18 protein-coding genes are annotated in these 23,085 nt (G+C 72.4%); 3 read left to right on the forward strand and 15 right to left on the reverse strand.

The features are described 5' to 3' along the window. The 5 genes from ACFHW0_RS29850 to ACFHW0_RS29870 all read right to left on the reverse strand — a co-directional run. Positions 1–1,700: type I polyketide synthase (locus ACFHW0_RS29850; protein ID WP_416612971.1), on the reverse strand; the 1,700-nt coding region annotated here is incomplete at its 3' end. Between the two features lie 39 nt (positions 1,701–1,739). After that, a complete protein-coding gene (locus tag ACFHW0_RS29855; protein ID WP_416612972.1) occupies positions 1,740–2,075 on the reverse strand; it encodes a hypothetical protein in 336 nt (111 codons plus the stop codon). A 5-nt stretch (positions 2,076–2,080) separates the two neighbouring features. Then, positions 2,081–3,649, reverse strand: coding sequence for a fatty acid--CoA ligase (locus ACFHW0_RS29860; RefSeq protein ID WP_416612973.1), 1,569 nt, complete (start codon positions 3,647–3,649; stop codon positions 2,081–2,083). A gap of 37 nt (positions 3,650–3,686) precedes the next feature. After that, positions 3,687–4,259: an FcoT family thioesterase gene (locus ACFHW0_RS29865; RefSeq protein WP_416612974.1), complete on the reverse strand. Its 573-nt coding sequence runs from the start codon at positions 4,257–4,259 to the stop codon at positions 3,687–3,689. Between the two features lie 55 nt (positions 4,260–4,314). Beyond that, positions 4,315–5,343, reverse strand: a complete 1,029-nt coding sequence (locus ACFHW0_RS29870) for an AfsR/SARP family transcriptional regulator (protein ID WP_416612975.1) — start codon at positions 5,341–5,343, stop codon at positions 4,315–4,317. Between the two features lie 292 nt (positions 5,344–5,635). Here ACFHW0_RS29870 and ACFHW0_RS29875 point away from each other — a divergent pair, with 292 nt between their 5' ends. From ACFHW0_RS29875 to ACFHW0_RS29885, 3 genes are all read left to right on the forward strand, one after another. Further along, positions 5,636–7,942, forward strand: coding sequence for a TOMM precursor leader peptide-binding protein (locus tag ACFHW0_RS29875; protein ID WP_416612976.1), 2,307 nt, complete (start codon positions 5,636–5,638; stop codon positions 7,940–7,942). A 42-nt stretch (positions 7,943–7,984) separates the two neighbouring features. After that, entirely contained in the window at positions 7,985–9,454 is a 1,470-nt protein-coding gene (locus ACFHW0_RS29880) for a SagB family peptide dehydrogenase (RefSeq protein WP_416612977.1), read from the forward strand. A gap of 128 nt (positions 9,455–9,582) precedes the next feature. After that, the gene (locus ACFHW0_RS29885; protein WP_121396253.1) at positions 9,583–10,188 is read left to right on the forward strand and encodes a response regulator transcription factor; all 606 of its coding nucleotides are present in this window, start codon (positions 9,583–9,585) and stop codon (positions 10,186–10,188) included. Here ACFHW0_RS29885 and ACFHW0_RS29890 read toward each other — a convergent pair. From ACFHW0_RS29890 to ACFHW0_RS29935, 10 genes are all read right to left on the reverse strand, one after another. Continuing rightward, positions 10,084–11,226, reverse strand: a complete 1,143-nt coding sequence (locus ACFHW0_RS29890) for a sensor histidine kinase (protein ID WP_416612978.1) — start codon at positions 11,224–11,226, stop codon at positions 10,084–10,086. The two genes, ACFHW0_RS29885 and ACFHW0_RS29890, sit on opposite strands and share 105 nt — an antisense overlap. Positions 11,227–11,828: 602 nt before the next feature. Next, complete coding sequence (locus ACFHW0_RS29895; protein ID WP_416612979.1) at positions 11,829–12,404, reverse strand: sigma-70 family RNA polymerase sigma factor; 576 nt, start codon at positions 12,402–12,404, stop codon at positions 11,829–11,831. Positions 12,405–12,675: 271 nt separating this feature from the next. Further along, positions 12,676–13,458 carry an ABC transporter ATP-binding protein gene (locus ACFHW0_RS29900; RefSeq protein ID WP_416612980.1) on the reverse strand — a complete coding sequence of 261 codons (783 nt, stop codon included), beginning with the start codon at positions 13,456–13,458 and terminating at the stop codon, positions 12,676–12,678. After that, positions 13,455–14,555, reverse strand: a complete 1,101-nt coding sequence (locus tag ACFHW0_RS29905) for a FecCD family ABC transporter permease (protein ID WP_416612981.1) — start codon at positions 14,553–14,555, stop codon at positions 13,455–13,457. Before ACFHW0_RS29905 ends, ACFHW0_RS29900 begins: the two co-directional genes overlap by 4 nt. Before the next feature lie 5 nt (positions 14,556–14,560). Further along, positions 14,561–15,589 (reverse strand): ABC transporter substrate-binding protein, encoded by a 1,029-nt coding sequence (locus ACFHW0_RS29910; protein WP_416612982.1) that lies wholly within the window; start codon positions 15,587–15,589, stop codon positions 14,561–14,563. Further along, on the reverse strand, positions 15,586–17,067 hold the full coding sequence (locus tag ACFHW0_RS29915) for an MFS transporter (protein ID WP_416612983.1): 1,482 nt from the start codon (positions 17,065–17,067) through the stop codon (positions 15,586–15,588). Before ACFHW0_RS29915 ends, ACFHW0_RS29910 begins: the two co-directional genes overlap by 4 nt. Next, a complete protein-coding gene (locus tag ACFHW0_RS29920; RefSeq protein ID WP_416612984.1) occupies positions 17,064–20,897 on the reverse strand; it encodes an amino acid adenylation domain-containing protein in 3,834 nt (1,277 codons plus the stop codon). The genes ACFHW0_RS29915 and ACFHW0_RS29920 overlap by 4 nt, the downstream gene beginning before the upstream one ends. Beyond that, a complete protein-coding gene (locus ACFHW0_RS29925; RefSeq protein ID WP_416612985.1) occupies positions 20,890–21,126 on the reverse strand; it encodes a phosphopantetheine-binding protein in 237 nt (78 codons plus the stop codon). Before ACFHW0_RS29925 ends, ACFHW0_RS29920 begins: the two co-directional genes overlap by 8 nt. 93 nt (positions 21,127–21,219) lie before the next feature. After that, positions 21,220–22,095 carry a TauD/TfdA dioxygenase family protein gene (locus ACFHW0_RS29930; protein ID WP_416612986.1) on the reverse strand — a complete coding sequence of 292 codons (876 nt, stop codon included), beginning with the start codon at positions 22,093–22,095 and terminating at the stop codon, positions 21,220–21,222. A gap of 105 nt (positions 22,096–22,200) precedes the next feature. Next, a complete protein-coding gene (locus ACFHW0_RS29935; protein ID WP_416612987.1) occupies positions 22,201–23,046 on the reverse strand; it encodes an alpha/beta fold hydrolase in 846 nt (281 codons plus the stop codon). Between the last annotated feature and the right edge of the window lie 39 nt (positions 23,047–23,085).

Consider the following 23,085-nt stretch of genomic DNA (forward strand, 5'->3'; position numbering starts at 1 on the left):
ACGGGGTAGGCGGCGGCGAGTTCGGCGCCCATGCCCAACCGCTGCGCACCCTGCCCCGTGAACAGGAACGCGAGCCGCCCGCCCGTGCCCGCCGGGGTCGGCTGCACGCCGGCCTCCAGCGCGCGTACCAGCTCCTCGGTGTCGCGGCCCACCACGGCGGCGCGGTGCTCGAACGCGGTGCGCCCCACGGCCAGCGTGAACCCGACGGCCAGGGCGAACCCGGCGTCGTGGGGGTCGCGGCCCGCCACCGCGCCGGCCAGGCGCGCGGCCTGTGCCCGTACCGCCTCCGGCGTCCGTCCGGAGAGGACCCACGGGATCACCGGCGGTTCGGCCGCGGCGACCGGCTCGGGGGACTCCGCCGGCTCCGGCTCCTCCAGCACGACGTGGGCGTTGGTGCCGCTGATGCCGAACGACGACACGGCGGCACGACGCGGACGGTCGCCGGCGGGCCACGCCACCGGCTCGGTCAGCAGCGACACCGCCCCCGCCGACCAGTCGACCTTCGGGGACGGCGCGTCGACGTGCAGCGTGCGCGGCAGCAGCCCGTGCCGCAGCGCGCCCACCATCTTGATCAGGCCGGCGACGCCGGCCGCGGCCTGGGTGTGGCCGATGTTCGACTTGATCGAGCCCAGCCACAGCGGCCGGTCCCGGTCCCGCCCGTAGGTGGCCAGGATCGCCTGCGCCTCGATCGGGTCGCCCAGGACGGTGCCGGTGCCGTGCGCCTCGACCACGTCGACCTGGCTCGCCGACAGCCGCGCGTTGGCCAGCGCGGCCCGGATCACCCGCTGCTGCGCCGGCCCGTTCGGGGCGGTCAGGCCGTTCGAGGCCCCGTCGGAGTTGACCGCCGTGCCCCGGACCACCGCCAGCACCCGGTGGCCGTTGCGCCGCGCGTCCGACAGCCGCTCCACCACGAGTACGCCGACGCCCTCGGACCAGCCGGTCCCGTCGGCGGCGGCGGCGAAGGACTTGCAGCGGCCGTCCGGCGAGAGTCCGCGCTGCCGGGAGAACTCGATGAAGGTCTCCGGGGTCGCCATCACCGTCACGCCGCCGGCCAGCGCCAGCGCGCACTCGCCGTTGCGCAGCGCCTGCCCGGCCAGGTGCAGGGCCACCAGCGACGACGAGCACGCCGTGTCGACGGTGACCGCCGGCCCCTCCAGCCCGAACGTGTACGCCACCCGGCCCGAGGCGATCGAACCCGTGGAGCTGTTGCCCGCGTAGTCGTGGTACATCATCCCGGCGAAGACGCCGGTGGCACTGCCCCGCAGCCCCGCCGGGTCGATGCCCGCGTTCTCCAACGCCTCCCACGAGGTCTCCAGCAGCAGCCGCTGCTGCGGGTCCGTGGTCAACGCCTCGCGCGGGCTGATCCCGAAGAACTCGGCGTCGAAGTCCGCGGCGTCGGGCAGGAAGCCACCCTCCCGGGTGTACGACCGGCCCGGGGCGCCCGGGTTCGGGTCGTACAACTCCCCCACGTTCCAGCCCCGGTCGGTGGGGAAGCCGCCGATCCCGTCGCGTCCGGCGGCGACCAGCTCCCACAGGTCCTCCGGCGTGCGCACGCCCCCCGGATACCGGCACGCCATGCCGACGATCGCGATGGGCTCGTGCGCGGCCTCCTCCGCGTCACGCAGCTTCCGCCGCGTCTCGCGCAGCTCCGCTGTCGTCCGCCTGAGGTAGTCGAGCAGCTTTTCCTCGTTGTCGGGCATCGACGTCACTCCAAGAGCGGACCGGTAGGGGATCGTGTGTCAGAGCGGGACGTGCCCGTGCGCGCCGCGCCGCCGGACGGGGCCGGCGGCGAGCGCGGACACGGGACGGGTCCGGATGTCCTCCGGGCGGACGACCTCGTCGACCACGCCGGGGTCGGGTGCGCGGTCGGGGCCGCCCGCGACCCGCACGTGGTCTACGACGCCTCGCGCCACGAGTTCGCGGCGTCCGGTCTCTCCGGGCGCCGCGGTCGTCGTACGGTGGATGGCGGCGACCTCGGCGAGGGCGTCGAGCGGCGTGCCGCCACGCCACCGCGCCGGCCCGGGCGGCCGGTACAGCGGCGCGCGGGTGTCGCGCCCGATGGTCGCCGCGGTCATCGCGCTCAGCTCACCCTGCGCTCGTGACCCTGCCAGAATCGCTCCCGCAGCTCACGGCGCAGGATCTTGCCGCTGGGGTTGCGGGGCACCCGGTCGATGAACTCGTAGTGCAGGGGCTGCTTGAAGGCGGCGAGCTTGCCGCGCAGGTGCAGGGCGAGGTCGCTCTCGGTGAGCTGCTGGCCCTCCACCGGCACCACGAACGCGTGCACGGCCTCGCCCCAGCGCTCGTCGGGCACCCCCACGACCGCCGACTCGGCGACCAGCGGGTGGCGGCCGATGACGTGCTCGACCTCCGCGGGGTAGACGTTCTCCCCCGCCACGATGATCATGTCCTTGATCCGGTCGCGGATGAACAGGTAGCCGTCCTCGTCCAGCACGCCGGCGTCCCCGGTCACGACCCATCCGTCGACAAGCGTCTTCGCCGTGGCCTCGGGCATGTTCCAGTACTCGACCATCGCCGCCGGGGTCCGCAGCCAGACCTCGCCGATCTCGCCGGGCGGCAGCGGGTTGCCCTTGTCGTCGGCGACCTTGACCTCGAAGCCCGGGTAGGGGCGCCCCGCCGCCTGCATCCTGCCGCTGTCCGGCGTGTGGTCGGCCGGGGGCAGACAGATGGCCGTGTTGCCGGTCTCGGTCAGGCCGTAGATCTGGGCGAACTCGCAGCCGAAGCCCTCGACGCAGCGGGCCAGCAGCGCCGCCGAGATGGGCGCGCCGCCGTAGACCACCTTGCGGAGCGAGGTGAAGTCCTCCCTCGACACGCCGGGCTCCGCCAGCAGCAGCCGCAGCATCGCGGGCACCAGGCAGGCGGTGGTGACGCGCAGCGTCCTGATCAGCTCGACCGCGCCCGCCGTGGTGAACTCGCGCATCACCACGTTCGTCACGCCCGACACGAAGCCCTGCGTCGCCCACCACAGGCCGCCGATGTGGAAACCGGCCATGCCGACGAGGCTGACGTCGCCCTCGCGCCAGTCGATCCAGTCCAGCTCCGCCGAGGCGAGCGCCTGGCGTACCGCGAAGAAGCTGCGGTGGGCGAGGACGACGCCCTTCGGCAGCCCGGTCGTTCCGCTGGTGTACATCTGCACCAGCGGCGTGTCGGGGGTGACCCTGGCCAGCACGTTCGCGTCCGGCTGCGCCGAGACCCAGGCGGTGAAGCCGGCGCCGGCGGCACCCGGCTCGTCCAGCCCGACCACCCCGGTCAGCGTCGGCAGCTCCGCCGCCAGCTTCTCGGCGGTGGCGGCCGAGTCCGCGTCGACGAAGAGCAGGGCGGCGCCGGAGTCCCGCAGGATGTGCTCGACCTCGCCGGCGGCCAGCCGCCAGTTGATCGGCACCAGCACCACGCCCGTCTTGGCGGCGCCGAACAGCAGCTCGTAGTAGTGCTCGGACTCCCTGCCCAGGTACGCGATGCGGTCGCCGGGGCCCAGGCCCGCCGCCTGGAGGCCGCGCGCGACCTGGTTGCTGACGCGGTGCAGGGTGGCGTAGTCGACGCGCCGGCCCTCGCAGACCATGGCGACGACGTCCGGCTGCTGGGCGGCGTGCCTGCGCACCACGTCGACGAGGGTGCGCAACTGAACAGTCACCGGGTCCTCCTCAGGGGACGTGCGGGGTCGGGGCGGCTCAGGCCGCGTCGGCCTGGAAACGCATGCCGGGCGGGTTGACCAGCGCCATCCGCACCTCGCCGTCGGCGATGCCGCCGTTGCCGTCCCAGAAGCGCCAGGGCATGTCGATGATCTGGACCGGCTTGCTGCGGTTGCGCTCGCTGAACTCGGCGAAGGACACCTCGCCGCGGAACGACGACGAGTCGATCGGCCGGCGGAACCTGCTGGTGAAGTTCGCGATGAGCATGTCCGGCAGCTGCTTGGCCCAGTAGTCGTCCATCGTCCACGCGGCCAGCGCGGGAACCGCCCGGTCCTGGACGCACTTGGCGATCAGGTAGTACATGAGCTGGTTGAAGCAGATGTTCACCTCGACCGAGTTGAGGTGACCGGTGTCGTCGATGTAGCACGGGTACGGGATGGCGAACTCGCCCTCCGCGCTCGCCAGCCCGTTGGCGACGGTGACCGTCGCGGACTTCAGGTACTGGGTCTTCGGCCTCGCGTACGGGCGCAGCACGTCCGAAAGCAGTCCCGGGTCGTTGGCAAATGTCGCACGCCCGATAGGCGCACTGTTCTTCACCGGCGATGTGGTCATTGCTATTCCTCCTTTGCGCACGAGTGCGAAATTGAAGGTAATCGCGGCCGGTCCATCACCCGGTAACAGCGGAAGAACTGAGCCGGCGCCCCTGGCGGACCCGACCGACGAGCCGGTCCAGCAGCATGTCGGAGGTGAGCGACAGATCCGCCAGGAGCGGGTCGGTCGACAGCAGCGCCAGGTGCAGCGCCTGGATCCGCTCCGAGGGCTCGATGCCGAGTTCGCCCATCATCCGCCGGCGGAACCGCAGGTAGACCTCCAGCGCCGCCGGCGTGCGGCCCGACCGGTGCAGCGCGAGCATCAGCATCGTGTGCGCCGACTCGTGCAGCGGGTGCTCCACGACCAGCGACGCGAGCTCGGAGGTCGCCTCCCGGTGCCGGCCCAGGCACAGGTCGGCGTCGATCCTGGTGGTGTACGCGTAGAACCGGCGCTCCTCGAGCCGCGCGGCCTGGGCGCGCAGCTGCGGGCCCCACTGCCCCTGGTGCACGACGTTGCCGCGCCAGAGCGCCAGCGCCCGGCGCAGGTGCGCGCCCGCCTGCTCGTAGTCGCCCGCGTGCATCGCCGCGGTGCCCGCCGTGACCAGCTCGTCGAACTCGACGATGTCGAGCTGCTTCGGGTCCACCCGCAGCGTGTAGCCCCCGGAGCAGGTGAGCAGGACATCGCGCGCGATGTCCTCGACGGAGCCGCCGAGCACGCCGCGGAAGAGCTTGCGCACCTTGAACATGTACGTCTGGAGGGTGGCGTGGGCGGTGCGGGGCGCCCCCGTGCTCCACAGCTCCCGTACGAGCACCGACGCGCCGACCGGCTGGTTCGCGTTGAACAGCAACGCGGACAGGACCAGCCGCAGCTTCGGTGCGCTCGGTGCGATGTCGACCCCGTCGTGCCGGATGACGAGCGGTCCGAGCAGTTCGAACCGCAGTCCGGCGAGGGGGTTCCCCGCCGGGTGCCGGGGCGGCACGACCGGCGGCGGCTCGGGGCGCCGGACCTCCGTTGCGGGGTCGGCCGCCGACTCCAGCAACGCGGCGAGGAGCGTCAGTTTCTCCTCGTGCGACATCGATCCCAGTTCCGCAAACTTGGTAATCATTTCGCCGACCTCGCTATCAGTCGGATCCACCGCACTTTCCACCGCCGACGAGAGGTGTCGGCGTACTGGTTCCGTGACGGGAGCGACGATTCCGACCAGGGGGAGTCAGGACAGACTTCCACGCTATTCCAAGTCAAGGTCGAGCCGATAGTGACCGCGTCATGGACGGGCGTGACCAAACGAGGGGGGAGCATGTGACCGCGGCACTTGCCCGCAGCCTGCGCTGCCGCGAGGCTGGCTGGAGGCACGCTGGAGTGTCGCTGGAGCGGCACTGGTCGAGCAGGGAGCAGCCATGTCGGGTGGGGATGCGCAGCTGCGCGTCGGGTTCAAACGGCACCTGCGGGCCCACGTGGTACGCGGTGACGCGGTCTACCTGCTCTCCGAGCGCGGAGCTACCTCGGTCAGCGGGGCGCACGTGGAGGCGCTGGCCCCGCTGCTCGACGGCACCCGGGACCTGACGGAACTCGTCCGGGACAGTCCTGCCGGGATGTCGCCCGCCGAGATCGGCACGGTCGTCCGGCGCCTCGTCGACGCCGGCCTGGTGACGCTGCGGCCCGCGCAGGAGGCGGAGGCCGACGGGCCCGCGCTCGCGTACTGGGAGTCGGCGGGTCTGGACCCCACCGCCGCCGTACGGGCCACCGCCGCCGCCCGGGTCGACCTCCTCCGCGTCGGCGGTCGTGCGGAGGATGCCGTGGCGGCGGAGGACGCGCTGCGCGCGGCCGGTCTGACGGTGACGCGGATGTCCGGGAACTTATCGGCCTCGCCCACCGACTTATCGATTGTGCTCTGTGAGGACTACCTCGACGAGGGGTTGGCTGCCGTCGACGCCGCGCATCGCGCCGCACGCCGGCCCTGGCTCCTCGCGAAGCCCGGCGGCGCACAGGTGTGGGTGGGGCCCGTGTTCGACCCCGCCGCCGCGACGGGCTGCTGGCACTGCCTGGGGCACCGGCTGCGCGGCCACCGCCAGGCCGAGACACGCCTGCGCGCCGTCGTCGGCTCCGACGCGGAGATCAGCACTCCGCCGGTGTCGCTGCCCCCGCTCGGCGCCGCCGCCCTGCACCTGGTGGCGTTGGAGGCCGCGAAGTGGACGGCCGGGCTCCGGCACGACGGGCAGCGCGCGGTGTGGACGCTGGACAGCGTCACCCTGCGCGGCGCCCACCACGAGGTGCGCGCCCGGCCGCAGTGCCCGGAGTGCGGCGACCCCGGCATCGAGCGTGACCGGGCGTTCCGCCCGGTGCCGCTGCGCAGCCGGCCGAAGGCGTCCCGCTCCGGGGGCAGCCACCGGGCCCTGCCGCCGGAGCAGGTGCTGCGCGACTACGGGCATCTGGTGAGCCCGGTCAGCGGCGTGGTCAAGGAGATCACCCGCGACGGGCGGGGCCCGGCCTTCTTCAACTCGTTCCGCTCCGGCCCGAACCTCGCGATGACCACGCGCAGGAACGCCGAGCAGATGCGTTTCGCGCTGCGGGCCGAGAACGGCGGCAAGGGCGTGTCCCCCCTGCACGCCGAGGTGAGCGCGCTGTGCGAGGCCGTCGAGCGGCACAGCGCCTACTTCCACGGCGACGAGGCCCGGGTGACCGGCAGCTACACCGAGCTGGCCGGCACCGCCATCCATCCCGACGACTGTCTGCTGTTCGACGAGCGGCAGTACGCCGACCGCGCCCGCTGGAACGCCACCTGCTCGCCGTTCCAGTACGTGTGCGCGCCGTTCGACGACGCGGCCGTGACGAGCTGGACCCCGGTGTGGTCGCTCACCGAGCAGCGGCACCGCCTGCTGCCCACCTCGATGCTCTACTTCAACGTGCCGGAGCAGCACGGCGGCATGTCGCTGTGCGCGGACTCCAACGGCAACGCCGCCGGCAGCAGTCTGGAGGACGCGCTGCTCCAGGGCCTGCTGGAGGTGGTGGAACGCGACGCGGTGGCCCTCTGGTGGTACAACCGCACCCAGGCCCCCGCCGTGGACCTGGACAGCTTCCGCGACCGCTGGATCGACGAGCTGCGGGAGGTCTACGCGGGCCTGCACCGCGAGGTGTGGGTCCTGGACGTGTCGTCGGACGTCGGGATCCCCACCATGGCCGCGCTGTCCCGGCGCACCGACAAGCGGTGCGAGGACATCATGTTCGGCTTCGGCACCCATCCCGACCCGCGGGCGGCGCTGGTCCGCGCGCTCACCGAGATGAACCAGTTGATGCCGACCGTGGCCGAGGTCGGCGGTGACGACGACGACGGGTACGGCTGGTCCGATCCCGACGCCGTACGGTGGTGGCGCACCGCCACCTGGGCCGGGGACGCCTACCTGCGACCCGATCCGGCGGTGCCGGCTCGCCGGCTCAGCGACTACCGCCACACCCCGACGGATGATCTGCTGTCCGATGTCCGCTCGGTTCAGCACAGGTTGGAGGCACTGGGACTCGACGTGCTCGTGCTCGACCAGACCCGCCCGGACGTCGGGCTCCCCGTGGTGAAGGCCATCGTGCCGGGGATGCGCGGCTTCTGGGCGAGGTTCGCGCCGGGCAGACTGTTCGACGTCCCGGTGCAGCTCGGCAGGCTCGACCGTCCCACGGAGTACGAGAACCTCAACCCGATACCACTTTTCGTGTAGAGCGGGCGCACGTGGCCCGGCCACGCCCGTCGAGGAGCCAGGTTGCCATCCGACGCCGACACGTCCCGCCCCGGACCGAGCCTGTCGCTGTGGTCCTTCCGGGACGACGTGACCATCGAGACGGCAGAGGACGGCAGTCTGACCATCCTCACCCGCTGGGGCGACGTCCCGGTGGGCCGGCCCGCGCCCGCCGTCGAGGAGGTCCTGCACCGCATGACCTACGGGCCGGTCGCGCTCGGCAACGTCGCCGGGCTGGACGGGCGTGTCCTGCGGGCGGTCTTCGACCGGCTGCCCGGCCGGATAGTGCGCTCGCTCGGCTCGCGGGACTCGCCGGTGCCGCTGCTGTCCGTCCAGCCGGTGTCCCCGCTGGGGGTGTTCGAGCTGCCGGAGGTGCCCGAGGACCAACCGGTCAGGCTGTCCCGTTTCGCGTTCGCGCACCAGCGCGACGGGGAGCTGGTGCTCGAGTCCCCGCTGTCGCACCACCGGGTGGTGCTGCACCGGCCGCAGGTGTCCCTGATGCTCGGCGCGCTCCCCCGCGCGACCACCGTCGTCGAGGTGGCGCGGCGGGTCGGCCTGGCGCTTCCGGGGGTGGCCGACGTCGTCGCCTACCTGGTCGGCGCGGGCATGGTCGTCGTCGGTGAGGACGGCACGTCGCGGTTCCACGAGGACTCCGACCCCACGCTGGCGATGTGGTCGCCGTACGACCTGCTGTTCCACTCGCGCAGCAGGCTCGGCACGCACGACGACCCCGCCGGCGCGACGTTCCGTCACGTCGCGACCCTGCCGCCACCGCCCGCCGTCAGGCCGGCGCCCGCCGGGCCACGGATCCCGATGTACCGGCCGCCCGTCACGGTTCCGCACGGGATGACGCTCACCGAGGCCGTCGACCGGCGCCGGTCCACCCGCACGTTCGCCGAGGCGGCACCGTCGACCCGCGAACTCGGCGAACTGCTGTTCCACGCGGCGAGGGTCCGGATGCAGACGGTGGCCACGGCTCCCGACAACGTGCGGTACACGGTGACGCGGCGGCCGTATCCCAGCGCGGGTTCGCTGTACGAGCTGGAGCTGTACCTGACGGTGGACCGCTGCCCGGACCTGGGGCGCGGGATCTACCACTACAGCCCGGTCGAACACGCGCTGACCCTCGTCAACGCCAGCCCGGCGGACGTCGACGAGCTGCTCGACAACGCCCGCGTGTCCGTCGGGGGCCGGCGCCCCCCGCCCGTGCTGATCACCATGACCGCGCGGGTGGGCCGGCTCTCCTGGGTGTACGACAGCATCTCCTACGCCACCACCCTGAAGCACGTCGGCATGCTCCAGCAGACGCTCTGCCTCGTCGCCACGATGCTCGGGCTCGCCACGTGCGCGCTCACCATGGGCGACGCCAGGCTTTCCGCATCGGCGTTCGGGCTCGACTGGCCGGCGGAGGTCGGTGTTGGTGAATTTGCCGTCGGACTACCCGAAAACGACATTTCCTGTAACGAGGAGTATCTGGGCGTACACGGAATGTGAATGGGCCGGTCGACCGTCGGAAATGGCTTTGCGGCACCCCGCGCGCGGGCGCGAAAAGAGCATTCATGATGTGTGCGGGCGCGTGATAGAACGGGGTTAATTGCGCCGGCCCGACAGGGGATGCCAAGTTGATCAAGGTGTTGTTGGCCGAGGACATGCACATGGTCCGAGATGCGCTGGTCGCGTTGCTCAACCTGGAGCCGGACATCGAGGTCGTCGCCGCGGTCGCCTCGGGCACGGAGATCCTGCCCATGGCGCAGCGGTTCCGGCCCGACGTCGCCGTGATCGACATCGACCTGCCGGGCAAGGACGGGCTCTCCGCCATCGCCGACATCCAGGCCCACCTGCCGGAGATCCGCACCCTGGTCCTGACCGCGCTCGGCCGACCGGGCACCCTGCGCCGGGCGTTGTCCGCCAAGGCGACCGGCTTCCTGCTGAAGGACGCCCCGACCGAGCAGCTGGTCGACGCCATCCGCAGCGTCGCCGCCGGCCGTCGGGTCGTCGACAGCCAGCTCGCCATGTCCGCCTGGGACAGCGCCGAGTGCCCGCTCACGGCGCGCGAGACCGAAGTCCTCCGCCTCACGGCGGAGGGACTCCAGGCCGTCGACATCGCGGCGCAGATGTTCCTGTCAGTCGGCACCGTCCGCAACTACCTGACCACGATCGTCAACAAGCTCTCCGCGCGCAACCGCGTCGACGCCATCCGGGTCGCCCGGGAGGCCGGCTGGCTGTGACCGGGTCGCCCCGTGGCGCTCCAGCCGCAGCGGCACCTTGGCGCAGAGACGGAACTGGTCCGGCTGCTGGTCGACCGTCAGCGAGCCGCCGATCTCCTCGGCGCGTACGGACAGGTTGCGCAGCCCGTTGCGACCGCTGCCCGGATCCCGCGGCGGCCCGACGGGCAGGTCGTCGTTCACGATCTCGATCCAGGCATCGTCCTGCGTCTGCCGGATGGTGATGTCGCAGCGCTTGGCCTTGCTGTGGCGCAGGATGTTGGTCACCCCCTCCCGCAGCACCGTGGCGAGCACCGTGCTCACCTGGACCGGCAGGTCCAGGTGGTCGCTGTCCAGCCGCACCTGGATGTCCGCGGCGGACAGCACGGACACGGCGGAGCGGCACTCCTCCTCCAGCGACAGCTCGCGGTAGCCGCTGGCGACGGTCCGCGCGTCGGAGAGCGCGACCCGCGATATCTCCAGGATCTCCAGCAGCTGGTCGCTCGCCTCCTGCGGTGACTTCTCCATCAGCCGGTGCACCAGCTCGATCTTCAGCGAGATGGCGGACAGGCTGTAGCCGAGCAGGTCGTGCAGGTCGCGGGCGAAGCGCAGCCGCTCCCGCAGCACCGCCATGCGCGCGATCTCCGCGCGGCTCTCCTGCACCTCGACGACGAGGGCGGTCAGCCGGGACAGCCCGTACACCACGAGCCCCGTCGTGACGGTGGAGATCGCGGTGTAGAGCATGTCGATCGGCGCGTGGGTGAAGATCCACTGGGCGACGGCCATCGAGGCGACGATGAGGGCGAAGGCCACCCACGCCGTGACCGCCCGCAGCACGAGCAGCACGCTGCCGGCCAGGAAGCCCGGCATGCCGACCCACGCCTGGCCGAAGGCCAGGATCGGCAGGTAGACCAGCGCGGCCTGGGTGGCGAGGACGCCGTAGCCCAGCGGCGTACGCAGGCGCCCGTTGTCCCGGCCGTACCACAGCAACTGCATCGCCATCAGCACGGCGATGCAGGTGAACGACAGCGCGATGGCGACCGGTCCGACCGGCAGGAACATGACGTGGAGAAAACCGATGAGACTGATGCTTGCGAAGACGGCGGTGACGACGCCCATCGCGAGCCGGGGCGCCGGTAGCGGCGCGGCCCCTCGCGATGATGAGCGCCCTGGTGTGACGGAGAGGTTCACGGCAGTAGCGCTCTCGTTTGCTCTAGCGCAGCCGGCGTACGCCCAGAGGCCAACTCGCCCCGCACCCGGTGTGGCCGGCCCCCCGGCGGCCACGATGCCCGCTAACGGGCGTCGATCCAACAACCACGACACACTCTCCCCAGCGATCGACCCGACGACGGGAATGGCCACGTCGACCCGCGTAGAAACCCGGTGCGGCCGATCGGACGCCGACAGGCGCCGCAGCCCACAAAGTTGTTACGCAACGCAAACGTTTTGACAGATTCCCGGCCCCGAATTGCGATGTGCCCCTACGGACACCTTCCCCCTTGAGGGTCGACCTTTCCACAAAAAAATGACGGCCGTCAAGCCGTTCGCCCCTGGCCACCGCAGCGCGAAAGGGTCCTAATCGATGCTAGGGAACATTTGCCACCGTCACGTCATATCCTCTAGTAGGGACATTTGACGCGGGGCCGCCGCGGGGCGGCGATGGGCTACCGGGGCAGCGCCGGAAGCCGCCGCGGGGCCGGCGCCAGGACCGACACGAGGTCGCGGCGGGCCCGCGCGACGCGGGAGCGGATCGTGCCGACGGGACAGCCGCACAACTCGGCCGCCTCCGCGTATCCGAGGCCGACGACCTGGGTGAGCACGAACGCGGCGCGGCGGGCCGCGGGCAGCGTGCGTACCGCCAGGTTGAGCGCGACCGTGTCGTCCACGCCGGGCAGGTGGTGGGCCCCGGAGCGCTCCGCGGTGGCCTGCCAGTCCTGGTCGGACACGACCCGGGGCCGGCTCGCGGCGGCGCGGAAGTGGTCGGCGGCCACGTGCCGTGCGATGGCCAGCAGCCAGGACCGTGCGTGGTGGCGTCCGGTGAACAGGTGCGCGCCGCCCAGCGCGCGGGCGAACGTCTCCTGCGTCAGGTCCTCGGCCTCGGCGTGCCCCACCAGGTAGACCAGGAACCGCCAGACGTCACGCTGCGTGCTGCGGACGAAGGGATCCGCCGCGGAACGGTCGCCGCGCCCGACGGCCAGGGCCAGAGCCGTGACCGCACTTTCTTCCAGTGACTCCGACATGAATTCACGGTAATCGTACGGAATGCCGAGAAGAACGGACTCCAGTGGCGGTCCAGCCGGCCTCATCGCCGGGAACCAGAATTCGATGGAACCGGCCGGGCCAGCGTGTCGGGCGTGCCGGGGGCAGCGCGGCGCCGCGGCAGGCGCACGGGCGCGGGAAGACCGGCGCCGGGTCCGCCGACGGACGCGCGCCCGGCGCGCGCCGGCCGCCGGGCGAGGCGCCGCCCGGCCAGGCCCGGCCGGGCGGCGGGCACACCCGCCGCACCCCTACTCAGCCGCCGGCCCTGGCCAGTGGCCGGGCGCCGTACGTGACGCGGACGACCCCGTCGTCGTGCCGTTCCGTCTCGGCGGTGACCCCGAAGACCCCGGACAGCACCTGGGGCGTGAGCGCCTCCAGCACCGGCCCCGACGCGACCACCTCCCCGCGGTCCAGCACGACGAGGCGGTCGCAGCTGCGCACCGCGAGGTCCAGGTCGTGCAGCACCGCCAGCGTGGTGACGGCCAGCGTGTGCACCAGTTCCAGCAGCTCGAAGCGGGCCCGGATGTCCAGGTGGTTGGTCGGCTCGTCGAGCACCAGGAGCTGCGGCTGCTGCGCCAGCGCCCGGGCGAGCAGCACCCGCTGCCGCTCACCGCCGGACAGCGAGCCGTAGATCCGTTCCGCGTGCCCCAGCATGCCGGTGCGCTCCAGCGCGTCGACGACGATGTCGTGGTCGTCGGCCGTCTCGCGGTCGAACACGCCCTTGTGCGGCGTCCGGCCCAGCGCGGCGACCTCCCGCACGGTCAGGCCCGGCGGGGTGGGGCTGTTCTGCAACACGGCGGCGGTCCGCCGCGCGGCCGCCCGCGCCGACAGCGACCAGACGTCGTCGTCGCCGAGCAGCACCTGCCCGCCGGCGGGCCGGACCGACCGGTAGATGGTCCGCAGGAGCGTGGACTTGCCGCTGCCGTTGGGGCCGATCAGGCCGACGACCTCGCCGGGCGCCACCTCCATGCTGACGTCGCGGAGGATCGGCGTACCGCCGATGGAGACGCACACCTGCTGCACCTGAAGCTTCATGAGTGGGACAGGCTCCTATCCCGGCGCATCAGCCAGATGAAGAACGGTGCGCCGAAGAGGGCGGTCAGGATGTTGAGGGGCAACTCGTTCGGCGGGTCGACCGTCCGGCACAGCAGGTCGACGATCACGAGGTAGACCGCACCGACGAGGGCGGCGAGGGGCAGCACCCGGCGGTGGTCCACGCCGAATGCGAGCCGCACCAGGTGGGGCACCATCAGCCCGACGAAGCCGATGCCGCCGGCCACGGCGATGAGCACGCCCGCCAGCAGCGACGTCAGGACGATCGACACGATCCGCAGTCGCTTGACGTCGATCCCGAGGGCGGTCGCCGACTCGTCGCCGGTGACGAGCGCGTTGAACTGCCGGGCGTACAGGGTCAGCAGCACGGTCACCGCGAGGACGACGACGCCCGCGACCTGGAGTTGCTCCCAGCGGGCGCCCGCGACGCTGCCGAGCAGCCAGAACATGATCTGGCGCATGTTGTTGGGCGTCGTCTGCAACTGGAGCAGGCTCGTGATCGAGGTGAACACGTAGCTGATCGCGACCCCCGCGAGCACGAGCCGGACCGGGTTGAGCCGGCCGTGCTGCTGCCCGAGCGTGAAGACCAGCGCCACCGCCAGCATCGCGCCGACGAACGCCGCGCCCGACACCCCGAGTCCGCCGGCCGCGCCCGCGCCCAGCGCCATCACGGTGACGGCGCCGACCGAGCCGCCCGCCGACACCCCGAGGATGAAGGGGTCGGCGAGCGGGTTGGCCACGAGGGCCTGCAGCACGACGCCCGCGACCGCGAGCCCGGCGCCGCACAGCGCGGCCAGCAGCACCCGTGGGATCCGGAAGGTCCAGACGATCTGGTCGTGGGCCGGATCTACGGCGGGGGTCGCCCCGGTCAGGTGCGCCCAGACGATCCGGCCGGTGTCGCCGATGGAGACCGGCACCGAGCCGACGGCCGCCGCGACGAGGATCAGGACGACCAGCAGTACGCCGAGCACGAGCAGGCACAGCGGGAGGGGCGCGCCGTGCAGTGGGGCCGGCCGGGTGGTGCTGCGCTTGGGCGCGGCCGACACCCGGCCGTTCGTGGAACGCGACAAGGTGGTCATGGCGCTCAGAACGCCTCGGGGTGCGCGGCCTGCGCGAGCTTGGAGACCGCGAGGTGATTGCTGGGGCCGAGGTAGATCGAGTCGGACAACACGACGTAGCGGTTGTTCTTCGCCGCGTCCCACTGCGGGAACTGGGCGAGCAGCTTCTTCGCGTCCGCGTCCGGATCCTTCGACATGTAGTTCACGACGAGCAGGACGTCCACGTCGGCCTTGGCGACCTGCTCGCGGGAGAGGTTGGCGAACATCTGGTCGGTGGCGCCCTCGAAGGCGTTCACCGCACCCGCCTTGGCCATGATGTCGTTCCAGATCCCGTTGCCGCCGACGGAGCTGAACTCCCCGCCCATCGCCATGCCGGGGATGATCAGCATGACCTTCTGCTTCGGCAGGTTCGCGGTCTTCGCCCCGACGGCGGCGATCTGCGCCTTCGAGTCGGCGATAATCTTCTCGGCGCGCTCGGAGACCCCGAAGATGGCGCCGAGGTCGCGCAGCAGCGCGTAGCTGTCCTCGACGGTCGGCGTGCCGGAGACCGTGCCGACCTCGCCGCACGAGCTCTTCGGGGCGTACGTGTTGGCCCCGACGGCCGCGAGGTCGTCGCGGGTGGCGAAGCCCGCCTCGGCGCGGAAGCCCCCGTCGTAGGTGGAGATCACGAAGTCGGGCGTCAGCCCGATCATGGCCTCGCGCGGGATGTCCGACATGTCGTTGAGCTTGATGTTCCCCGTCGGCAGCTTCTTGATCGCGTCGACCCGGCCGTCCACCTCGGAGGCGCCGTAGGACTGCGCGTTGGCGACGATCCGGTCGGCCACGCCGAGTTCCAGCAGCGCGGAGACCTCCGCGACCGACCCGCCGTTCATCACGACCACGCGGCTCGGCGCCTGCTTGTAGGTGTACTCCTTGCCGCAGTTGGTGATCGTCACCGGGTAGCCCGCCTTCGGCGGGTCGTTCGACTTGTCGGCCTCGCTCCTGGCCGCCGTGCAGGCCGTCGTGAGAAGCAGGGCGGCGACGGCCGCCGCGAGGGGGAAACGCTTGAGATTCATCCGGTCCTCCGAACAGTTGACGTGGCGACGGGCGACGGCGCCGCCGCCGCTTCCGGTTCCGCTGCCTTGGCTGCGGGCCCGGGCAGGTGGTGCAGACGGACACTGACCAGGCCGGCGCAGGTCGCGGAGGCCGCGAGCAGGAGCGCGGTGACCGCGAAGGCCGTCGCGTGGTCGGCGAAGGGCACGTCGGGGTCGCCGGGCGTCGCGCCGAGCACGGTGCGGTAGCAGACCCCCGCGACGGCGACCCCGAGCGCCAGGCCGAACTGCGTCACGGTGGTCGCCATGCCGGACGCCGCGCCCGCCTCGGCGGGCCTGACCCGGCCGAGGATCCCGGCCACCAGGGGTGAGACGACCAGGCCCTGCCCGAAGCCGGCCAGGGTGACCACCGCGACGAGCATCGGTGCCTGCGCGGACTCGGGAGCCTGGACGACCCCCGCGCTCGCCAGCAGGACGGCGGCCAGCAGGCCGCAGCCCCAGACCGGGGTCGGTGTCGTCACGAGGCGCCCCACCCGCCGGTTCGCCGCCGAGCCCAGCGAGAAGCCGATCCCGAGCGGCACGAACATCAGCGCCGCGGTGAGCGGCGTGAAGCGCAGCCCGGTCTGCAGGTAGTAGGTGAACACGAGGAAGAGCCCCGAGTTCGTGGCGAACAGCGCCAGCACGGTCAGCAGGGACAGCCGCATCCCGGGGGCGGTGACGACCCGCGGCGGGAACAGCGGCTCGCCGCCCTCGCGGTGCAGGCGCCGCTGCTGGTTCACGAGCACGACGGCCACGGCGAGCGCGATGGGCACCCCGAGCCACAGCCACGCCGGGCCGTCCGGCCCGAAGACCAGGGGCACGAGCAGGGCGGGCGCCGCCACGATGGTGAGCGCCGCGCCCGCGAGGTCGAGCCGGTGCGGCGCCTTCGGCACGGTACGCGGCAGGATCCCGCCCAGCGCCAGGATGACGATCCCGACCGGCACGTTGACGAGCAGCGCCGGCCGCCAGCCGAGGCCGAGGATGTCGGCCTCGACGATGAGGCCGCCGCCCGCGATGCCGCTGATCACGCCCAGGCCGATGACGACGCCGTAGACGCTGATGGCCCTCGCCAGCCGGTCCGGGTCCTGCATCGTGGCCCGGATGATCGCGAGCACCTGGGGCGCCATGAACGCCGCCGTGGCGCCCTGTAGGAACCGGGCCACGATGAGCAGGTCGGCGTCCGGTGCGATGCCGCACAGGAGCGAGGTGAGCGTGAAGCCGGCGACGCCCCAGAGGAACACGGTGCGCTGCCCCACCCGGTCGCCGAGCCGCGCGCCGGTGACCATCAGGGCCCCGAACGCGATCACGTACGCCGCGCCGACGAACTGGATCTGGTCGAAGCCCGCGTCGAGGTCGCGCTGGATGGACGGGCTGGCCACGTTGACGACGAACCCGTCCACCTGGGTCATGAACGTCGCGGCCAGGACCGCGCCGAGTCCGAGCCACTCACGCCGTTCGCTCATGCTGCCCTCCGAAGGTCGCCGACAGGTGGGAGTACGGCGCCGACCCGCGCCAGGGGACCGGCGGCGAGCATGCCGTCGTGGGTGCAGTCGAGCCGGTGCACGTCGATGCGCCCGTCGACGTGTGGCTCCCAGCTCTGCGGGCCGGGCCAGTCCGGTGTCTTGCCGTCGGTCGCCTCGATCACCAGAACGTCGCCGCGCAGGCGCCGGGGCGTCCAGCCGACGGCCAGCCGCGAGTTGCGCGCGAAGGCGTCGTACGCGAGGCGACGCTGCGCCTCGTCGAGGCCGCCGAGCACGGCCTGGCCGAGCACCGCGGCGGCGGCGTCGTGCTCGCCGGGCGGCGGCAGCTCCCGCCAGGCGGCCGGCACCGGGAACGAGTCGAGCAGCGCGAGCAGGGCCACCTGCTCGCCGGACTCCGCGAGCTGCGTGGCCATCTCGTGGGCCACCAGGCCGCCGAACGACGCGCCGAGCAGGTGGTAGGGCCCGGCGGGCTGGATCTCGCGGATGCGGCGCACGTGGTCGGCGGCCAGGTCGGCGACGCTCGCGCAGTCCGTGGCGGCGACCGACTGGAGCCCGTACACCGGGCGGTCGGGCAGGCTCGCCAGCAGCGCGGCGTACGACCACGCCAGCCCGGTCGCCGGCGCGACGCAGAACAGCGGCGGCCCGCTCCCCCGCGTCCGCAACGGGAGCAGCACCTCGGTGGAGCCACCGCCGGTGTCCGTGGCGAGCGCCGGCGCGAGCTTCGCGACGGTCGGCGCCTCGAACACCGTCCGGATGCTGATCTCCACGCCGAACTCCGCGCGTACCCGACCCATCAGCCGGGCGACGAGCAGGGAGTGCCCGCCGAGCGAGAAGAAGTCGTCGTCGATGCCGACCTCCGGCAGGCCGAGCAGGTCGGCGAAGAGACCGCACAGGACCGCCTCGCGGTGGTCGCGCGCCGCGCGGCCGCCGACGGTCGCGCTCAGGTCCGGCGCGGGCAGCGCGGCGCGGTCGAGCTTGCCGTTCGTGGTACGCGGGATCGCCTCCAGCGCGACGAACGCGGGCGGCACCATGTAGTCGGGCAGCCGCTCCGCCACGAACTGCCGCAGCGCGGCGGGCTCCGGCGCGGTGTCGCCCGCCGGCACGACGTAGCCGACGAGCCGCACCTGACCGGGCGCGTCCTCGCGGGGCACCACCGCCGCTTGGGCGACCGCCGGGTGGGCGAGCAGGACCGCCTCGATCTCCCCCGGTTCGATGCGGAAGCCACGGATCTTGACCTGGTCGTCCGCGCGGCCGAGGAACTCCAGGGTGCCGTCGCGCCGCCAGCGGGCCAGGTCGCCGGTGCGGTACATCCGGCCGCCCGGGGGCCCGAAGGGATCCTCCACGAACCGCTCCGCGGTCTGCTCGGGGCGCTCGTGGTAGCCGCGGGCGACCGGCGCCCCGGCGAAGTACAGCTCGCCCACCGTGCCGGGCGGCACGAGCCTGCGCGCCGGGTCCAGCACGTACGCCCTGGTGTTGGTGAGCGGCCGGCCCACGATCGGCTCGGCGCTGTCGGCGAGCCGGCACCAGAGGGTGTCGACCGTGCACTCGGTGGGGCCGTACAGGTTGTAGACGGTCATGCCGGCGTCGCGCAGGGCCGTCCAGAGCGCGGGGCCGGTGGCCTCGCCGCCGAGCGCGAGCACGGCGGGCCGGTGCCGGCCGGCGTCGAGAAACCCGTTCGCCACCAGCTCCTCGGCGTACGTGGGGGTGATGTCCATGAAGTCGATCCCGTGCCGGTCGACGTAGTCGAGCATCGCGGCGGGGTCCCGACGCCGGTCGTCGTCGACGAAGTGCAGCTCGTGGCCGTCGAGCAGCCACAGCAGCCCCTCCCACGACGTGTCGAACGACAGTGACGCGGACAGCGCGGCCCGGCACACCCGGCCGCCGGCCGCCGGCCGGATCATCGTGTCGCGGTGGTGGTGGAAGAGGTTGACCAGCCCACGGTGCTCGACCACGACGCCCTTCGGCACGCCGGTGGAGCCGGAGGTGTAGATGAGGCAGGCCGCGTGCTCCGGCGCGAGGCCGGCGTCCGGTACGGGCGCGTCGGGCGCCCCGGCCAGCTCCGCGACGGTCGCGGGGGCGTCCACGAGCAGGACCGGGACCTCCGACTGCCGGTGGCCGGCCCACAGCGCCTCGGTGGCGAGCAGCACGACGGGTGCGCTGTCGGCGAGCATCGCCGCGACCCGCCGGGCGGGCAGGTCCGGGTCGACGGGCACGTACGCGGCGCCGGCCTTGAGCACGGCGAGCAGCGCCACGATCGCCTCCGAGGTGCGGGGCAGCAGGAGCCCCACGTGCCGGTCGGGGCCCGCCCCCCGGGCGACGAGCAGGTGGGCGAGGCGGTCGGCGCGGCGGTCGAGTTCGGCGAAGGTCAGCGTGGCGTCGCCGGCCACCAGCGCCGTACGGTCCGGCGTGGCGGCGGCCTGTGCCGCGAAGAGCGCGGGCACGGTGACCGCCGGCAGCGGCCGGGCCGTGTCGTTCCACTCCTGCAGCAGCAGCCGGCGCTCGCCGTCGAGGAGCAGGTCGACGTCGGCGACCGGAGTGTCGGCGGCGTCGGTCACACGGCGCAGGAAGGCCAGGAACCGGGTCAGGTGACCGGTGAGTTCCTCGTCGTCGTAGCAGTTCGGGTTGGCGTCGAGGACGATGCGCAGCCCGCTGCCGTCGGCCCGGTCGTACACGTGGACCACCAGGTCCTCGACGAGCCCGGCGCTGACGTTGTGCACGACGCCCCGGTGCCCGGCGAAGCGCAGGCCGTAGTCGAACGGCATGATGTTGACCGACGGGCCGAACAGCTTGCGCTCGCTGGCGACCATCCTCAGGTCGCGGCGCAGCTGCTCGTAGCGGTAGCGCAGGTGCGGGCGCCCGGCCCGCAGCTCCGCCGCGACCTGCGCGGTGAGGTCTGCCAGCGTGGCGGTGGGCTCGACGCGGACCCACAGCGGCACGACGTTGGTGACCATGCACGGCACCCGCAGCGACACCGAACCGAGCCGCGACATGACCGGCAGCGCGAGCGTCAGCTCGTCCGCGCCGGTCATCCGGTGCAGGTACGCCGCGAAGGCCGCGATGACGGTCTCGCTCCACGTGGTCGCGGTGGCCCTGGCGACCGCCTTCAACGCGTCGATGCCGGCGGCGTCGAGGTCCGCGGTGGCGCGGCGCACCGTCCGCGCCAGCTTCCCCGTGCGGCGGGCGAGCACCACCGGCGCCGGCCTGCCCTGCGCCCGCGACGTCCAGTGCTCGCGCGCGGCGGCGTACCTGTCCGAGTCGGCGTAGGCCCGGTCCTCGTCGACCACGGCGGACAGCGACCCGAACGTGCGGGGCGGTGGTTCCCGCCCCTCGACGAGGGCGGTGTAGAGCTCGGCCACCCGGCGGGCGACCAGCGACAGCCCGTACCCGTCCAGGGCGATGTGGTGGACGCGCTGGTACCACAGGAGGTGGTCCGGGCCGAGCCGGAGGAACGCCTGCCGGAACAACGGGTCCTTGCGCAGGTCGACGGGGGTGTCGAGGTCCGCGCGCATCCAGGCCGTCGCGGTGGCGAGCGGATCCGCCTCGGCGCTGGTGTCGACCAGGTGCAGGGGCCACGACCCGTCGTTCGCGCGGGGACGCTGCCACGGGCGGCCGTCGGCGTCCTCCTCGAACACGACGTTGAGCGCCTCGGCCTCGCCGACCGCCCCGCGCACCGCCGTCTCCAGCAGCCGCACGTCGACCGGGCCGCGGATCTCCACGTACTCGGCGGTGTTGAAGGCGGGGCTGTCCGGGTCGAACTGCTGACCGGTCCAGATCCCCTCCTGGGCGGCGCCCAACGGCAGCGGCTCAGTCATCCCGGTCCACCAGCAGCTTCACCCAGTGCTCCACGGTCGGCCGCTCGGCCAGGTCGACGAAGCTGACCCGGGCCCCGGCGTCGCGCCACCGTTCGATGAGCGTCATCAACCGCACCGAGTCCAGGCCGCAGTCGAACAGGTCCTCCGTGTCGAAGCTCTCGTCCGGGCGACGGTGGAGCATCTCGGCGACGTCCGCCCGGATCGTCGCCGCCGTCAACTGGTTTGCCACGTCATGCCTCTCGACCTTGTGCGATGTGGACACCGGTGGGATCCGACGGCCGACGCCGCCGGATCCCACTGCGGAATAAGCGTCCGTGCCGGATCAGGCCGCCGCGTCCACGTCGTCGTAGACGGTGACGCGGTAGGACACGGCCGGCTCCGGCGTCGCGGTGTGCAGCGCCCGGTGGACCAGGCTCTGGTTGTCCCAGAGGAGCATGTCGCCCTTCTCGAACGTCTGGAGGTGGATGTTCTCGTGCTGGTAGGTGCGGTCGAGCTGACCGGTGGCCGTGAGCAGTTCCGTCAGCAGCTCCGGCCGGTCGTTGCCGTCCGCGTCCTGCACCGACAGGGTGAAGCCCTCGCTGAGGTACAGCAGGGTCTCGTCCGTGTGCGGGTGCGGGAACGCGAGCGGGCTCGTCACCGGCGGGGTCTTCGCGTTGACCTCGTCGATGATCTCCGAGATCGGCCGGTAGACGTCGGTGGGCCGGATCTTGAAGTACCGCAGCACGCTGTGCGTCGCCGTGGTGTCCTTGACGGCCAGCTTCAGCTCTTCGGAGAGCTGTTCGTAGGCCGTCGCCAGGTTGATGAAGTAGGTGCCACGGTTCTTCGACGGCACGACCTGCGGGTAGATCATGGTGATGTCGAACGGGCGCGGCATGAACTGGTAGTCCGAGTGCCAGAACTTGCCGGTCTTCGGCACCCCGATCTGGCGGCCGTCCTCCTCCTTGACGTTGGAGGAGACGAACACCTCCTTCACCTCGGGGTGGTGGTAGACCGGCTCGTAGTACTCCGCGACCCGGCCCAGCCGCTGGCCGAGCGCCAGGAACTGCTGCGGTGACAGGTCCTGGTTCTTCAGTACGACGATCTTGTTCGAGTAGATGGCCTTCTTCAGCTCGACGATGTCCTGCGCCGAGGCGGTTTCCGCGTCGAAACCCTCCACGATCACGCCGAACTTCTTTCCAGCCTGCGGGGTGATCTTCATTCGCACTCCTTTGAGCGGTGGTCCCGGGGTTCGACTACCTCAGTAGTCGCGTCCGGTCGGTCAACAGTTCCCGCCCCGACAGATGTGCGGGGCCAAATTGCCAGCTCAATTACCGCGCTGTGGGTTCACATTTCCGCGGGCTCCTCTGCGGCTCTCGGCCTGTCTCTCCCGCAGCACCTGGATGTGGCAGGCGTGGATGACGGCAGCGGCGCCGTGCGGGTCGTCGCGTACGACGAAGTGACCGCTGCCGGGGATGACGAAGTGCTGCGCCCTCGGGAGCACCCGCCGGGCCCGGAGCGCGTCGCGCAACGGGACCACGCGGTCCTGGTCGGCCCACACGAGGTTCACCGGCGTCGTGTCGGTGGCGTCGGCGCGGAACGAGTAGAGCCCCGCGTACCGGCTCAGGGCGGACAGGTCACTGGTGATCATCGAGGTCACGTCGGCGGCGGCCACGTCCGGCCGGAGGGCGGCGGGCCGGGCCGACACGCTGCCCATGACCATCCTGCGGACCACCCCCCTGTTGAGCAGCCGCCCCCGCGTCCTCGGCCCCACCGCGCCGGTCATCCGCAGCATCGCGTGGGTCCGCACCACGCACATCGAGGCGTGGCAGACCGCCCGGAACCCGATGCTGCACAGGGCGGTCACCGCCGCCACGGGCACCCGACGCGCCAGTTCGAGCGCGATCACCCCGCCGAGCGAGTGCCCGACCACGTGCGGCCTGCGCAGCCCCAGCGCGGCGATCCGCTCCGCGACGTGCTCGGCGAGCCTCGGCACGACGTCACGGCCGTACGCGAGCCCCGGCACGCTGCCATGACCGGGCAGGTCGATCGCGAGGGTCCGGGCGAAGCCCGGGATGCGTTCGACGACGGCGTCCCAGCTCGTCCGGCCGAGACCGGCCGCGTGCAGCAGCAGGAGCTGAGGATCCTCCGCGAGCCGGCTCGGCTCGGCCATGGTGCGGCTCCGTTTCTTTCCGTGCGGACGTGCCCGTTC

Source organism: Micromonospora sp. LOL_025 (genome assembly GCF_048060285.1).
Taxonomy (GTDB): domain Bacteria; phylum Actinomycetota; class Actinomycetes; order Mycobacteriales; family Micromonosporaceae; genus Micromonospora.

Excerpts from the sequence above, each read along its gene's own strand:
- ACFHW0_RS29920 (WP_416612984.1), bottom strand. The coding sequence starts at position 20,897 with ATGACTGAGCCGCTGCCGTTGGGCGCCGCCCAGGAGGGGATCTGGACC.
- ACFHW0_RS29935 (WP_416612987.1), bottom strand. The coding sequence starts at position 23,046 with ATGGCCGAGCCGAGCCGGCTCGCGGAGGATCCTCAGCTCCTGCTGCTG.
- ACFHW0_RS29895 (WP_416612979.1), bottom strand. The coding sequence starts at position 12,404 with ATGTCGGAGTCACTGGAAGAAAGTGCGGTCACGGCTCTGGCCCTGGCC.
- ACFHW0_RS29855 (WP_416612972.1), bottom strand. The coding sequence starts at position 2,075 with ATGACCGCGGCGACCATCGGGCGCGACACCCGCGCGCCGCTGTACCGG.
- ACFHW0_RS29910 (WP_416612982.1), bottom strand. The coding sequence starts at position 15,589 with ATGAATCTCAAGCGTTTCCCCCTCGCGGCGGCCGTCGCCGCCCTGCTT.
- ACFHW0_RS29905 (WP_416612981.1), bottom strand. The coding sequence starts at position 14,555 with ATGACCACCTTGTCGCGTTCCACGAACGGCCGGGTGTCGGCCGCGCCC.
- ACFHW0_RS29900 (WP_416612980.1), bottom strand. The coding sequence starts at position 13,458 with ATGAAGCTTCAGGTGCAGCAGGTGTGCGTCTCCATCGGCGGTACGCCG.
- ACFHW0_RS29875 (WP_416612976.1), top strand. The coding sequence starts at position 5,636 with ATGTCGGGTGGGGATGCGCAGCTGCGCGTCGGGTTCAAACGGCACCTG.
- ACFHW0_RS29890 (WP_416612978.1), bottom strand. The coding sequence starts at position 11,226 with ATGTTCCTGCCGGTCGGACCGGTCGCCATCGCGCTGTCGTTCACCTGC.
- ACFHW0_RS29870 (WP_416612975.1), bottom strand. The coding sequence starts at position 5,343 with ATGATTACCAAGTTTGCGGAACTGGGATCGATGTCGCACGAGGAGAAA.
- ACFHW0_RS29915 (WP_416612983.1), bottom strand. The coding sequence starts at position 17,067 with ATGAGCGAACGGCGTGAGTGGCTCGGACTCGGCGCGGTCCTGGCCGCG.
- ACFHW0_RS29930 (WP_416612986.1), bottom strand. The coding sequence starts at position 22,095 with ATGAAGATCACCCCGCAGGCTGGAAAGAAGTTCGGCGTGATCGTGGAG.
- ACFHW0_RS29865 (WP_416612974.1), bottom strand. The coding sequence starts at position 4,259 with ATGACCACATCGCCGGTGAAGAACAGTGCGCCTATCGGGCGTGCGACA.